General features: G+C 47.4%; 12 protein-coding genes. 5 read left to right on the top strand and 7 right to left on the bottom strand.

Translation table 11 applies throughout. The annotated features are described in order from the left end of the window. Positions 1-321: 321 nt before the first annotated feature. From nuoE to RUMAL_RS15045, 3 genes are read left to right on the top strand one after another with little or no spacing between them, the layout of a single operon-like run. Entirely contained in the window at positions 322-813 is a 492-nt protein-coding gene (gene nuoE / locus RUMAL_RS15055; protein ID WP_013499541.1) for an NADH-quinone oxidoreductase subunit NuoE, read from the top strand. 20 nt (positions 814-833) lie between these two features. Continuing rightward, the gene (gene nuoF / locus RUMAL_RS15050) at positions 834-2,720 is read left to right on the top strand and encodes an NADH-quinone oxidoreductase subunit NuoF (protein ID WP_419247558.1); all 1,887 of its coding nucleotides are present in this window, start codon (positions 834-836) and stop codon (positions 2,718-2,720) included. Positions 2,721-2,737: 17 nt separating this feature from the next. Beyond that, positions 2,738-4,480: an NADH-dependent [FeFe] hydrogenase, group A6 gene (locus RUMAL_RS15045; RefSeq protein ID WP_013499539.1), complete on the top strand. Its 1,743-nt coding sequence runs from the start codon at positions 2,738-2,740 to the stop codon at positions 4,478-4,480. A 238-nt stretch (positions 4,481-4,718) separates the two neighbouring features. On the opposite strand, the gene RUMAL_RS15040 is transcribed toward RUMAL_RS15045, so the two are convergent. From RUMAL_RS15040 to RUMAL_RS15025, 4 genes are all read right to left on the bottom strand, one after another. Beyond that, complete coding sequence (locus tag RUMAL_RS15040; RefSeq protein WP_013499538.1) at positions 4,719-5,582, bottom strand: hypothetical protein; 864 nt, start codon at positions 5,580-5,582, stop codon at positions 4,719-4,721. Positions 5,583-5,766: 184 nt separating this feature from the next. After that, a complete protein-coding gene (locus RUMAL_RS15035; RefSeq protein ID WP_013499537.1) occupies positions 5,767-6,270 on the bottom strand; it encodes a GNAT family N-acetyltransferase in 504 nt (167 codons plus the stop codon). Further along, on the bottom strand, positions 6,270-6,743 hold the full coding sequence (ispF, locus tag RUMAL_RS15030) for a 2-C-methyl-D-erythritol 2,4-cyclodiphosphate synthase (protein WP_013499536.1): 474 nt from the start codon (positions 6,741-6,743) through the stop codon (positions 6,270-6,272). The genes RUMAL_RS15035 and ispF overlap by 1 nt, the downstream gene beginning before the upstream one ends. A 3-nt stretch (positions 6,744-6,746) precedes the next feature. Next, a complete protein-coding gene (locus RUMAL_RS15025) occupies positions 6,747-7,859 on the bottom strand; it encodes a bifunctional chorismate mutase/prephenate dehydratase (RefSeq protein WP_013499535.1) in 1,113 nt (370 codons plus the stop codon). Positions 7,860-8,103: 244 nt separating this feature from the next. Between RUMAL_RS15025 and RUMAL_RS15020 the strand changes: the two genes are divergently transcribed. Further along, entirely contained in the window at positions 8,104-8,967 is an 864-nt protein-coding gene (locus RUMAL_RS15020; protein WP_013499534.1) for a D-alanyl-D-alanine carboxypeptidase family protein, read from the top strand. A gap of 189 nt (positions 8,968-9,156) precedes the next feature. Here RUMAL_RS15020 and RUMAL_RS15015 read toward each other — a convergent pair whose 3' ends face one another. The 3 genes from RUMAL_RS15015 to RUMAL_RS15005 form a co-directional block, all read right to left on the bottom strand. Continuing rightward, entirely contained in the window at positions 9,157-10,389 is a 1,233-nt protein-coding gene (locus RUMAL_RS15015) for a peptidylprolyl isomerase (RefSeq protein ID WP_013499533.1), read from the bottom strand. A 133-nt stretch (positions 10,390-10,522) separates the two neighbouring features. Then, positions 10,523-10,894: a DUF4363 family protein gene (locus RUMAL_RS15010; protein WP_013499532.1), complete on the bottom strand. Its 372-nt coding sequence runs from the start codon at positions 10,892-10,894 to the stop codon at positions 10,523-10,525. After that, on the bottom strand, positions 10,891-11,568 hold the full coding sequence (locus RUMAL_RS15005; RefSeq protein WP_013499531.1) for a DUF421 domain-containing protein: 678 nt from the start codon (positions 11,566-11,568) through the stop codon (positions 10,891-10,893). Before RUMAL_RS15005 ends, RUMAL_RS15010 begins: the two co-directional genes overlap by 4 nt. Before the next feature lie 147 nt (positions 11,569-11,715). Between RUMAL_RS15005 and recQ the strand changes: the two genes are divergently transcribed. Then, a complete protein-coding gene (recQ, locus tag RUMAL_RS15000; RefSeq protein ID WP_013499530.1) occupies positions 11,716-13,932 on the top strand; it encodes a DNA helicase RecQ in 2,217 nt (738 codons plus the stop codon). The last annotated feature ends 5 nt before the right edge of the window (positions 13,933-13,937 follow it).

Here is a 13,937-nt window from a genome sequence, read left to right as displayed (position 1 = left end):
AAACACATAGGACATTTCAGAACACACTTAATCAGGAGGTCGGAAAAATGCAGGATTATCGCAATGTTAGGTAAAACTAACCGAATTAAATACAACTAACCGAACATTTTGCGTAAAAATGCATAAAAAAATGCAGTCAAGTTTGTGTATTAATTTTTCTAAAATGCTTGAAAAGGGTGTCGAAATAATGTATAATAATAATGTTGGCTGCACGTTGATAAAAGGGGCATATACGCACTTATATCCCCTATACCCAAAAATAAATGTACAGCGCATGATCAGTATATTTTGTTATGCAAAATCAATTAAGGAGGTTATTTTATGACTGAGAAAACCGTTATTCCTTTTCAGGGTACTCCTGAGCAGGAGGCACAGCTTAAGGAAGTCATTGCAAAGCACCATGACCAGCCCGGTGGACTGATGCCTACATTGCAGGAGGCTCAGGGGATCTACGGCTATCTTCCTATCGAGGTCCAGAAGATGATCGCTGACGGACTGGGCGTATCACTGTCGGAGGTATTCGGCGTTGCTACGTTCTACAGCCAGTTCTCACTTACCCCCAAGGGCAAGCACAGGATCAGTGTCTGTCTCGGTACTGCCTGCTATGTTAAGGGCTCCGATAAAATACTGGAGGCTGTTGAGGCAAAGCTTGGCATCAAGAGCGGTGAGTGCACTGCTGATGGTATGTTCTCTATCGATTCCTGCCGCTGCGTAGGTGCGTGCGGTCTGGCTCCCGTAATGCTGGTAGATGAGGACGTTTACGGCAAGCTGAAACCCGAACAGGTCGCAAAGATCCTGGATAGCTACAAGTAAGGAGGTAAGGCAGTATGACCATCGAAGAACTGAATAAGATCAAAGCCGCTAAAGCGGATATCGTTAAAGTCAGGACAATAATTGCCGAGGAGGGCGAAAAGCTCGCTAAGGAAACAGGCTACCGCAAGCAGGTACTTGTCTGTGGCGGTACAGGCTGCCAGTCCTCTCATTCCATGGACGTGCTGAAGGCACTGAAGGAAGAGCTGGCTGCTAAGGGCATAGCTGATGAAGTACTTGTAGTAAGAACAGGATGCTTCGGCCTTTGCTCACTCGGACCCATTGTTATCGTTTACCCTGAGGGTGCTTTCTATGCACAGGCTACTCCCGAGGGCATCAAGAGGATCGTTGACGAGCATCTCGTGAACGGTGAGATCTGCAAGGATCTGCTGTATCAGGAGACTGTTCACGAGGACGGTTCCATCATATCTCTGTATGAGACAAACTTCTACAGAAAGCAGAAGAGAATCGCACTGAGAAACTGCGGCGTTATCGACCCCGAGGATATCGAGGAGTATATCGCTACCGACGGTTATCAGGCACTGTATAAGGCACTGACCTCCATGACTCCCGATGAGGTAGTTAAGGAAGTTCTCGATTCCGGTATCAGAGGACGCGGCGGTGCAGGCTTCCCCACCGGCAGAAAGTGGATGTTCACAAAGGACGCTCCCGGCGATGTAAAGTACGTTGCTTGTAACGCAGACGAGGGCGACCCCGGCGCATTCATGGACAGATCTATCCTCGAGGGTGACCCCCACGCTGTTATCGAGGCTATGACAATAGCTTCCTACGCTGTAGGCGCTCATCAGGGTTATGTATACGTAAGAGCTGAGTACCCTGTTGCTGTTAACAGACTCCAGATCGCTCTGGATCAGGCAAGAGAGTACGGTCTGCTTGGCAAGAACATCCTTGGCACAGGCCACGATTTCGATATCGAGATCAGACTGGGTGCAGGTGCGTTCGTATGCGGCGAAGAGACTGCTCTGCTGACCTCTATCGAGGGTAACAGAGGTGAGCCTCGTCCGAGACCTCCTTTCCCTGCTGTTAAGGGTCTGTTCGGCAAGCCTACTCTGCTGAACAACGTTGAGACATACGCTAACATCGCACAGATCATCAGAAAGGGTGCTGCTTGGTACTCTGCTATGGGTACTGAGAAGTCCAAGGGTACTAAGGTATTCGCTCTGGGCGGCAAGATCACCAACGTTGGTCTGGTTGAGATACCTATGGGTACAACTCTCCGTGAGATCATCGAAGAGATCGGCGGCGGTATCCCCGATGGCAAGGCATTCAAGGCTGCGCAGACAGGTGGTCCTTCCGGCGGATGTATCCCTGCACAGCATATAGATACTCCTATCGACTACGAGAGCCTCGCTGCTCTGGGCTCCATGATGGGTTCAGGCGGACTTATCGTTATGGACGAGGACAACTGTATGGTCGATGTATCCAAGTTCTACCTCAACTTCACTGTTGATGAGAGCTGCGGTAAGTGTACTCCCTGCCGTGTTGGTACAAGAAAGCTCCTCCAGCTGCTGGAGAAGATCACTGACGGCAAGGGCGAGATGGAGGATCTGGAGAAGATCCAGGATCTGGCTACACACATGAAGTCTTCTTCACTGTGCGCACTGGGTCAGTCTGCTCCTAACCCTGTACTCTCCACACTTCAGTATTTCGGCGACGAGTATCTCGCACACATCAAGGAGAAGAAATGTCCTGCAGGCGTCTGCAAGAACCTGCTCCAGTATGAGATCATCGCTGACAAGTGCAAGGGCTGTACGCTCTGCGCTAGAAACTGTCCCGCAAACGCTATTACAGGTACTGTCAAGAATCCTCACGTTATTGATACAACCAAGTGTATCAAGTGCGGTGTCTGCATGAACAACTGTAAGTTCGGCGCTATCATCAAGAAGTAAGAGGAGGGTATAGAACTATGGAAATGATTCATCTTAAAATAAACGGCATACCTGTTGAAGTTCCCGCAGGTTCTACCGTTCTCGAAGCTGCTAAGGCTGCTAATGTTGATATACCTACACTCTGCTACCTGAAGGACGTTAACTGCATCGGCGCTTGCCGTATCTGTGTAGTTGAGATCACAGGCGCAAGAGGTCTTGTTGCTGCTTGTACACATCCTGCAGCAGAGGGCATGGAGGTATTCACAAATACTCCTAAGGTTAGAAAGTCCAGAAAGACTACTCTGGAACTTCTCCTTTCAAACCACAAGAAGAAGTGTCTGTCCTGCGTAAGAGCTAACAACTGTGAGCTGCAGAAGCTCAGCGTTGCTTACGGCGCAGATGAGGACAGATTCATGCCCGAGGAAATGAACAAGCCTATCGACGACTCCACTCCTTTCCTCGTAAGAGATAACAACAAGTGCATACAGTGTATGAGATGCGTTGCTGCTTGTAAGAATGTACAGAGCGTTTCCGTTATCGGCAACATCAGAAGAGGTTTCAACGTTCACGTTGGTTCCGCATTCGATATGCCTTTGGCATCTACCGCTTGCGTAGGCTGCGGTCAGTGTATCGTATCATGTCCTGTAGGCGCTCTTACCGAGAAGAGCAGCGAGAAGAAAGTTTGGGACGCTATCGCAGATCCCGAGAAGAAGGTCGTATTCTTCACCGCTCCTTCTATCAGAGCTACTCTGGGCGAAGAGTTCGGCAACCCTGTTGGTACTAACGTTGAGGGCAAGATGGTCGCTGCTATCAGAAGACTGGGCGACGTTAACATCTTCAACATGGACGTTACTGCCGACCTCACGATCATGGAAGAAGCTAACGAGCTGATCGAGAGGATCCAGAACAAGGGCACTCTGCCTATGTTCACCTCTTGCTGCCCCGGTTGGGTAAAGTTCTGTGAGCACTTCTATCCTGATTTCCTGCCTCATCTGTCGAGCTGCAAGTCTCCTCAGCAGATGTTCGGCGCACTGCTCAAGAGCTACTACTGCCAGAAGAACGGCATCGATCCCAAGAACCTGTTCGTAGTCAGCGTTATCCCTTGTACTGCTAAGAAGTTCGAGGTAACAAGAGAAGAGCAGAGAAACGGCGATTATGATGACGTTGATGTTGCACTCACGACCCGTGAGCTGGGCAGAATGATCAGAGAAGCTGGTATCGACTTCAATGCTCTGCCTGACGAGAAGTTTGACGATCCTTTCGAGATCGCTTCCGGTGCAGGCGCTATCTTCGGCGCAACAGGCGGCGTTATGGAGGCTGCTCTCAGAACCGCAGCTGTTAAGCTGGACGGCAAGTGCGAGCCTCTGGAGTTCCACGATGTAAGAGGTACAAAGGGTCTGAAGGAAGCTACCTACACAGTAGGCGGCGTTACCGTAAAGGTAGCAGTTGCTTCCGGTCTTGCTAACGCAAGAGAGATCATCGACGGCATACTCTCCGGCGAGAGAGATTACCAGTTCGTTGAGATCATGGCTTGTCCCGGCGGCTGTATCAACGGCGGCGGTCAGCCTGTTCAGAGCGACGCAGTTAGAAACTTCGTTGACCTCAAGGCTATCAGAGCTAAGGCTCTGTACGATGCAGACAGCAGCATGAAGCTGAGAATGTCTCACGAGAGCCCTGTTTGCGATATGCTGTACAAGGAATTCTTTGAAGCTCCCGGCGCTCACAACGCTCACAAGTATCTGCATACTACCTACGTTAAGAGAGGCAAGTATCAGGACTAATATGCTAATACGTTCAGCCCGCAGATTTTTCTGCGGGCTGTTTTTATGCCTGAAATTACAGCAGAAATCCTGATGATCACCGCTGCGGAAAGATATCCAAATGAGTGCGCTCCACAATGGAGATCTATAATAAAAGAGTGGACGTCCTGTAACAAAGGGCGTCCACTTGATTATATCTAATTATAGGTTTTTCAACAGACTGAGCAGCTGTGTTTCCGCGTCTGCTCAACGTTTTATATTACAGATCCTGAACGCTGTCTATCTGCCAGCTGTCAGTACCGATTACTTTCTTCAGTGTTATCACGCACTTTCTGCCCTCACCTGAAATATTCATACCGTCCTTGTGCATAGCATCTACAGTATAGGTATCAGCATCTATCACATTGACGCTGCCTTCGATACACTCAAACAGATCATAATTGCCTGTTCCCATATAGTGAGAATCAAAATAATATTGTCCATCATGTTCAACTATAGCGTTCTCTGCTTTGTACAAGCCATATGTGTTGCAAATGTTCTCACTCAGATATCCGCCGTAGAGATTATCCCTTACCTCCTGCAGGTAATCTTCACTATACTCACCTAAATCATAATATCTAAACGAACCGAGAGTTCTTTCACAGGGTTCAAAATTCTCGTCACTGGTTCCATGAGCCCACCTTACCTGAAGTCCGCTGGCATTATAGCCTGCATTATTAAATACTTCCACTGCTGTGAGCGCGTACTGATAAAGTGCCGATGTATCCATGTCCACACTGTTTTCCTGTGCATTGTTCACCGCGGTAGCTGTTTCAGCCTGTGACTGAACAGGCATATCATTCTTTACAGAATCTTCAGCCTGAGCAGGCTCAGAGTTGTCCTCAGCCTTTGAAACGTTATTATCTTTTGCTTTGGATTCGGTTGCCGATGAAGATTCAACAGAGATCTCTTCCTTGATCTTTGTATCACCTGCCGGAGCACCCTGCTTTTCATTTGATGCCTCTGCAGGGGTGATGTTCACAGCACCTGTTTTTTCATCTACTGAGTATGTTCCGCTGCATCCTGTGAATGCTGCCATTGAAACTGCTGCTATTGCGGCTGCGATGATAATTCTTGTTTTCATTGTAATTTCCTCCGTTTTTTATTTTTCATTTTACCCGGGTCATTGTTTTTGCCTTACATAATATTAGACGGAAGAACTCACTTAATAGTTACACTTTTTTGAAAAAAATTTTTTTCAATAAAAACAGCCGTTAAAAAAACTGACAGGGGGAAGATTTCCACCTTGTCAGTCTGTAGCTATAATATCATTCTTTATGGATAAGCTCCATTTCGGTGCATTTCCATTCTTCGCCGTGAAAGCTGTAATAACCGTCCTCAGTACCGATCATGCTGAAACCTGCCGCGAGATAGCAGTGCAGTGCCGCGGGATTATTCTCAAACACCCCGAGAGTTATCTTTTCAGCGCCGAGAAAATCAAAGGCGTAATTTTCTGCCATAGCGAGCATACTTTTGCCGAGCCCGTGTCCGCGCCTTTCGCTGTCCACTATGACGAACCCGAAACGCACTGTTTTTCTTTCTACATCGGTAAAGCGCATTATCATGTGTCCGCAGATACCCTTATCATCGTATGCCGTAAATTCCAGATGGCGGTCATTGTCCCTGTATTCGGAGTAGTAGCTGTTAAGTGCGTCTGCTGTCAGCGGGAAATCACCGAACCTGTCCGATGACCACAGCCTGAATGACCTTTCATCCTTTATCCAGCTGACTATCTTTTCAGCATCGCAGGGCTTGTACGGTCTGAGATGCATCAGAGATCCTCCAGCAGTACCACTGCTGTAGCCGATATACCCAGTCCCTCACCTGTGAAACCGAGTTTCTCCTCAGTAGTTGCTTTTATGGATATCTGGTCGATATCACAGCCGATAGTCATGGCGATATTGTTGCGCATATCCATTATGTAAGGAGCAAGCTTGGGGTTCTGGCAGCATATAGTCATATCGGCATTAGAGAAAACATAGTTGCTGTCATCTACAAATTCGATGACCTTGTCCAGCAGTTTCATACTGTCGGCGCCTTTGTATTCAGGGTCGGTATCTGGAAAATGCTGACCGATATCACCAAGTGCCAGTGCACCGAGAATGGCATCCATAAGTGCGTGCACGAGAACATCAGCATCCGAATGACCGTCAAGACCGTACTTATAGGGTATCTCTACTCCGCCCAGTATCAGCTTTCTGCCTTCGGTTAGCCTGTGTACATCATATCCGTGACCGATACGCATATCTTATACCTCCTTGTAGTTACCGAGAAATTTAAAATAGCTTAGCTCCTGTGAAAGTTCGCTGAGCAGTGTGGTAACTTCCTTCTTGCCGATATCGCCCTTGAAATCAAGGTAGAACATAACATCAAAATCCGTGTTGGCTATGGGCATACTTTCTATCATGGTCATATTCAGCCCTGCCACCGAGAATTTTGTCAGCAGCCTGTAAAGGGATGATGATTGGTGGGGGAGTGCAAGGCACACGGATATAGTATCCGCATTATCCGCCTTGAAGGTTTCGTGAGAGATGAGTATGAACTTTGTATAATTCTCGGCAGCGTTCTGAACGCTGTGCCTGAGTATCTCAAGTCCCAGTTCCTCGGCGCATTTTTCAGAGCAAATAGCGGCACAGGGCTCCTGACTGTCCTTAACGTAGCAGGCTGCCAGTGAGGTATTGGAGAAGCTGTGGGATTTATATCCGCCTCTGTTTATCAGGTCTGAGCACTGTCTGAGTGCCTGTTCATGTGAATAGATATCGCGGATATCTTCAAGCTTAACGCCCTTTCTTGCGGCAAGGCAGTGGGATATCTTCAGCTTGGTCTGTGCGCATATCTTGAAATCGTACTGACGCATGAGTTCGTAGGTCTGTACAACAGACCCTGCTGTAGAATTGATTATAGGCAGTATGCCGAATTCAGCCGCACCTGCGGATACAGCCTTGAATATCTCCTCGAAGCTGTCAAAGAACATGGTATCGGCATCCTCAAAAAGCTCGCCGCAGGCAATATGATTATAGGAACCGTATGTGCCCGGCACAGCTACCCTGTGCCTGCCCGAGAGGTCAAGCTTTTTAAAGGGGATAAACCCTGCGTTATCGAACATTCTGCGGTATTGCAGACATTTTGATATATCCATCATGGTCTGGAAGTATACCCTTGTGGCACCCTGGAGTCCTTCGGGGGCACTGTCAGTCACACGTGCTATGACTTCCTTTTCCCTGTCTTTCTGAAAAACAGGCAGACCCTTCTCTATCTTGTAGGCTGCTACCTGCCCGCAAAGCTCCATGCGCTTATTGAAAAGCTCCTGAAGCTGTTTGTCTACATCATTTATTTCCGCCCTGATATCATTAAGATCCATATTTTACCACCTGTAATCTGTATTTGGATTTATTTTACCACATTTTGAATAATTTTTCAATAGATATTTTATTAAGTTCTCAACTGTTTACATTGGCGGAGGCTTATGCTATAATGCTGTAAAATAACATAAATATAAAGAACATAAGAAACAAAAAACGATAAATATCATGTTAAATTGCCTATACAGAGGACATACTGTCTTCTGATATAAATAACATTGTATTTGTAAAGGAGAAAAACAAATGAAAAAAGACATCAGAAAAATCACATCCGCAGCTATTGCTGTTGCGGCTGCGGTCGTCACAGGCACTGTCTGCGCATTTGCAGCAGGCAACGGTGACGTTAACGGTGACGGAAAGGTGACCAGCACCGATGTTGTAAGCATAGGTGCTCATGTAAAGGGTAAACGCGTCCTTTCGGAAAATGCTGCCGCTGCAGCAGACGTTAACGGTGACGGAAGTATCACCGCAACAGACATAACCAAGCTGGCGGCACATATAAAGGGAAAACGCTCACTTAGCGGTTACGTGCCGCCCGAGCCGCAGCCTGAACCCGAGCCCGAGCCGAAGGGCCCTGTTATCACGGTGAAAAACGGTGTTACCTATGTTGACGGCATACTCATAGTGAACAAGAGCTATGCACTGCCAAGAAATTATGGGAACGGTCTTACATCTGCAACACAGAAAGCATTCAATGCCATGCAGGCAGGTGCCAAGAATGACGGCATAACTCTGTGGATATGCTCGGGCTTCCGGAGCTACAATACACAGTACGATCTTTACTGGAGCTATGTGAACCGCGACGGTCAGAAGGCTGCTGATACATACTCCGCAAGGCCTGGTCACTCCGAGCATCAGTCGGGACTTGCCATAGATATCAACAACGCGAGCACCTCATTCAACGGTACCCGTGAAGCCAAGTGGATAGCCGCCCACTGTGCCGAGTACGGCTTCATACTGCGCTACCCGAAGGGCAAGGAGAAGAAAACGGGCTTTATGTATGAATCCTGGCACGTAAGATACGTGGGCAAGGATCTTGCAAAGAAGATCACAAAATCGGGACTTTGCCTTGAAGAATATCTTGGAATAGATTCCTATTATCACTGATAAAGACTATAGGGGCGGTACTGATACGTATATAATTACCGACAGGGGACAGCTGTGTCAGCAAACACGGCTGCCCCCTGTTTTTTCTGGCGGATACGTTTACGGGGGATAACCTTTCTTCAGAAAAGCTATCCCCCGTTCAATGTTATAAAGTTATGTATAAGTACCGCCTTATGCGGTAAAGTATCATCAGGTTATGCTGTCAAATGTGAGCTTGTCCCATACACCGCAGTAGGTCACGTTCATGCTTTCGAGCACTTCGCTGAACTTCGCCTGTATAGCAGGATTATCGTTGGCTGCTATGAGGCTGTCGATGTTTTCTTTTATATAGTTCATATCAGGCTCAAGGCGCTTTATTATGAAATAACCGTAAGTAGGATTTTCTACCACCTTGTCAGATATCTGACCGGGTTTGAGGGAGAAAGCTTCTTCAAGTAACTCCTTGGGGAAATCTCCTGTGTTGTCGCGCTTCATGTAGTAGCCCCTCTTGGGATCTTCCTCCATGCCGCTATCCCAGTTGTACTCTTCTACCAGCTTGGTGAAATCCTCACCGTCCTGAGCAAGCTTCAGAACTTCCTCAGCTACTGCCTTTGCCTTTTCGTTGGCAGCTGTCTTGGCCTCTGCGTCGAGTGCGTTGTATGCGGAGTTCTTGGCGTTTACCTTCTGGGAAAGTGTCATATCATCAAAGGTGGCAGCTGTGCTGTCATCAAGGTCTACCTGTGAATAGAAGGGTATCATGATATGAACTTCATGTGCATACTGCTCGGGATCCTGTACCAGTTTCAGGAAATCCTCCTCGGTAGTTGCGTACTTTCCGCCATTTTTAAACAGTGTATCCATGACCTTGTTGTAGGTCTGTGCTCTTACGAACATCTTTTGCAGAACATCATAGGTAAGGTATGATCTTTTCAGCTCCTTCTGGAATTCCTCCTCGTTGCCGTAATCTGCCTTGCACTTGTTTACGTTTCCGTCAATTACCTGCTGATCCTCTTCGTCAAGAACTATCTCGTTGTCTGCAGCAAGCTTATCGGTAACAAGTTCATTCTTGATAGCGCTTATGACGTAATCCAGGAACTTCTGATAAGTTTCGGGATTGCTTTTCAGGTCATTCTCATCTATACCGAACTGCTTGTACTGAGCCAGGTTCGTAAAATAGTAGAACCTGAATTCATCGAAGGTAACATCAATACCTGCGATATTGCACATAACATAATCTGTGGTATCTATCTTCTCGCCGTCTATGGTCAGCGAAGGCTCAGGCAGTACCTCTTCCTTTGCGGGACCTGCTGCTTCATCCTCTGCTGCGGTAGTATCGGCATCGTTTGCGGACTTCTTGTCCTTATCCTTTTTATTGCTGCATCCTGCCATAGCGCTTGTGCATATAGCCAGTGCCAGCAGAAGGGCTGTCATCTTTTTTATCATATTATCTATCCTTTCCTCACCGGGTCTGAAAACCTATTGATTCAAAATAATTATGCAATAACACATGATACATTATAAAACAATTATGTGATAGATTTGTGTTTTAATTTGAAATATTCTGTTTTTCTGAAATTTACAGCAGCGATCGTATATGGAGTATCTGTCTTTCAGAAAGCCGGCGGCATAGTTCTGATACATTATCTATCTGCACGATAAGGTCTTCGGAACCTGTTTCTGCCAGGGCGGGAAGTTTTGATATCTCAGCTGATACTGCCGTGACGTTCGAGGAATTATCTATAAAAGCGAGCACCTTACTGTGGCTTCCCCACATACTGCAAAGTTTTGCCGTATCATTTACGGTGTCCTCTCCCATGACTGCCTCTGCTCTGATCTTGCTGCAAAGCAGCTGAATGCTCTTATCGAAGCTGTTTACATATACTGCGGAGGATATCCCTGCTGCCAGTATCAGTGTGAGCAGCAGTATGCTTATCACCAGTCTTTTCATTTCGGTATCTCCTTTTTTATGATGGTATAATCCGAGGCGCTCTCAGCTGTCATTATGAATATCTCTCCCATATCTGTACCCTGTGTCTTTATCACTCTGTCAAGCCATACCTCATCAAGCCCCAGATGATCCAGCGCTGACATTGATATCTCACCGTCGCTTATCACCATAACGGGAGGGTCGCTGTTTTTCAGGTGTATGCCCATATCCTCGGCTGTGGGTGGCGAGGCGGTCTTCTTCGGACACACAGATATAGTGCCTGTAGTTTCAGCGACAGCGAACTGGACATCCTTCAGGTCGAACACCTGCTGGGCGCGAAGTGCCGCCATAAGATCGTCTGTGGTGAACCTGAGCTCACGCATGACTTTCTGGTCTATCTTTCCGTCGGCTATGATAAGCTTTGCCGAACCGCTGACAGTGCGCCGTATCCTGCGGTACCTCAGGCACAGGAAGGATATTATCACATCTATGCTGACCAGAGTGAATACAGGGACTATGCCCATCATCATGGGTATGCTTATATCCTCTACTGTAAGTGTTACCACATTTGACAGCAGCATGGTTATCACCAGCTCGGACGGCTGAAGATCACCTATCTGACGCTTGCCCATCAGCCTGACAGCCGCCATGATGACAAAATAAAGTATTAATGAACGTATAAAAACTATCAGCATTTACGATACCTTTCCTTGTGCTTTCTTATATCTTGCATTTTTATTCTGATTGTGATATAATATACTGTGTACGTATATTTATAAGTATAGCTGCTCCTGTTAATGCAGGCGGCACTATAGCCAATCCCGGAAAGAGCTGATGATACAATGACCGATTTTTCGGATAAATACAGCGTGCTGCGCGACTTCTTTGGACATACGGATTTCCGCGGGGGACAGCTTCCCCTTATAGATGCGCTCCTCAGCGGACATGATGCTGTCGGTATCATGCCTACAGGTGCAGGAAAATCCATGTGCTATCAGATACCCGCGCTGATGCTTGACGGCATAACGATTGTCATATCTCCGCTGATATCACTGATGAAGGATCAGGTCAACAGCCTTATACAATCCGGTGTAAGGGCGGCTTATCTGAATTCCTCCCTGACGATGCAGCAGTACAATACTGCTCTTGCCAATGCTTCAAGGGGAATGTATAAGCTTATCTATGTTGCCCCCGAAAGGCTGTGTACGCCTTCTTTTATGGAACTGGCAAGAAATGTCAGGATATCCCTTGTGGCTGTTGATGAGGCTCACTGCGTATCACAGTGGGGACAGGATTTCAGACCACACTATCTGAGGATATCGGAGTTTCTTTCACAGCTGCCGTACCGTCCGACGGTAGGCGCTTTCACGGCGACGGCGACGGACCAGGTAAGGGCTGATATATCAAGGCTGCTGGGACTTGACGATCCCGTATGTGTGACCACGGGCTTCGACCGTGAGAACCTGTATTTCGGGGTCACACACGCTAAGGACAAGTATGCTGCCGCTAAAAAGATAGTGCTTGAAAACAAGGGCAGCTGCGGGATAATCTACTGCGCCACCAGAAAAGCGGTGGATGAGGTCAGTGAAAAACTCACTGCTGACGGCATACCATGCACCCGCTATCACGCAGGGCTTTCGGCGGAGGAGAGAAAAAAGAATCAGGATGATTTCATCTATGACCGCGTAGACCTCATAGCGGCGACCAATGCATTCGGCATGGGTATAGATAAATCCAATGTCAGCTTTGTACTGCATTATAATATGCCCAAGAATATTGAAAATTATTATCAGGAAGCAGGACGTGCGGGACGTGACGGCAGCGAGGCAAAGTGTATACTGCTTTACAGCGCAAAGGATATAGTAACAAATAAATTTCTTATAGAAAATTCAAGGGATAATTCAGAGCTTGATGATGATACCAGTGAACTTGTCCGCAAGCGTGACCTGCAGAAGCTGCGCAGTATGACGGACTACTGCAACACGGGCAGATGCCTGCGTCAGTTCATACTGGATTATTTCGGAGAAAAGCGTAAGTGTACCTGCGGAAACTGCTCTAACTGTCTGGGAGAGACAGAACTTACGGATATAACCGTTGATGCGCAGAAGATACTTTCCTGCGTATACAGACTGCACCAGAGGAATATGCACTTCGGTGCGGTGGTGGTATCGGCGGTGCTGAAGGGTTCAGCAAATGCAAAGATAAAGCAGTTCGGACTGGATACCCTTTCCACCTATTCGATAATGAAAGATGTATCCACAGCGCAGATACGCTCGGAGATACAGTATTTACAGGCTGAGGGCTATCTCACTGAGGGCGAGCACAATACCCTTGTGCTTACACGAAAGTCAGCCGAGGTGCTGATGCAGAATAAAAAGGTAAGTATGCGTTTGCCTAAGCACAGCAAGGAAGAACCTGTTATAAAGAAGAAGGAACACGGTGTTACAGCCTTCGACAGAGAGCTGTTTGAACGTCTGAGAAAGCTGCGTGCGAAACTGGCGGCGGAGATATCTGTGCCTGCATACATAGTTTTCGGAGATTCCGTACTGCGTGAGATGTGCGTGAAGATGCCCGTAACGCAGAGCGATTTCCTTGAAGTGCCCGGTGTGGGCAAGGTAAAGCAGGAAAGGTACGGTATGTACTTCATCGTAGAGATACAGAAGTACCTCCGCGAACACCCTGAAAGAAAAGATATGCAGTCAGATAATGCCGAAGGAGGCAGTCTGGCTGATATGATAAAGAACGGCGCAGAAGGTCTGCAGGGCACCGATGAGGAGTTATCGCTGCCGCAGATGTGTGATGAGATACTCACTCAGCTGGGACTAAGCGCCGATAAGAAGCCTGTCAGTGAGGCTATAAAAAGCTGGCTGATAAACGAGAACTACCTGACGGAAAAGGTGGAGAACGGACAGAAGCGTCTGGCTGCCACCATACTTTCCGATGAGGCAGGTATAATCGAGAGGGAGAAGATCTCATCCCTCAACAGGACTTACAAGACCGTTCTTTTCCCGAGGACGGCACAGGAATTCGTATACGAGAATCTTGGGGAGATACTTTGAGTATA

The sequence above is a fragment of the Ruminococcus albus 7 = DSM 20455 genome (assembly GCF_000179635.2).
Taxonomy (GTDB): Bacteria; Bacillota; Clostridia; order Oscillospirales; family Ruminococcaceae; genus Hominimerdicola; species Hominimerdicola alba.
The sequence above is the reverse complement of the archived record's forward strand: the minus strand, read 5'-3'. Positions and strand labels throughout refer to the sequence as shown.

Coding starts and splice junctions, on each gene's coding strand:
- nuoE (WP_013499541.1), top strand. CDS start 322: ATGACTGAGAAAACCGTTATTCCTTTTCAGGGTACTCCTGAGCAGGAG.
- RUMAL_RS15045 (WP_013499539.1), top strand. CDS start 2,738: ATGGAAATGATTCATCTTAAAATAAACGGCATACCTGTTGAAGTTCCC.
- RUMAL_RS15040 (WP_013499538.1), bottom strand. CDS start 5,582: ATGAAAACAAGAATTATCATCGCAGCCGCAATAGCAGCAGTTTCAATG.
- RUMAL_RS15035 (WP_013499537.1), bottom strand. CDS start 6,270: ATGCATCTCAGACCGTACAAGCCCTGCGATGCTGAAAAGATAGTCAGC.
- ispF (WP_013499536.1), bottom strand. CDS start 6,743: ATGCGTATCGGTCACGGATATGATGTACACAGGCTAACCGAAGGCAGA.
- RUMAL_RS15025 (WP_013499535.1), bottom strand. CDS start 7,859: ATGGATCTTAATGATATCAGGGCGGAAATAAATGATGTAGACAAACAG.
- RUMAL_RS15020 (WP_013499534.1), top strand. CDS start 8,104: ATGAAAAAAGACATCAGAAAAATCACATCCGCAGCTATTGCTGTTGCG.
- RUMAL_RS15015 (WP_013499533.1), bottom strand. CDS start 10,389: ATGATAAAAAAGATGACAGCCCTTCTGCTGGCACTGGCTATATGCACA.
- RUMAL_RS15010 (WP_013499532.1), bottom strand. CDS start 10,894: ATGAAAAGACTGGTGATAAGCATACTGCTGCTCACACTGATACTGGCA.
- RUMAL_RS15005 (WP_013499531.1), bottom strand. CDS start 11,568: ATGCTGATAGTTTTTATACGTTCATTAATACTTTATTTTGTCATCATG.
- recQ (WP_013499530.1), top strand. CDS start 11,716: ATGACCGATTTTTCGGATAAATACAGCGTGCTGCGCGACTTCTTTGGA.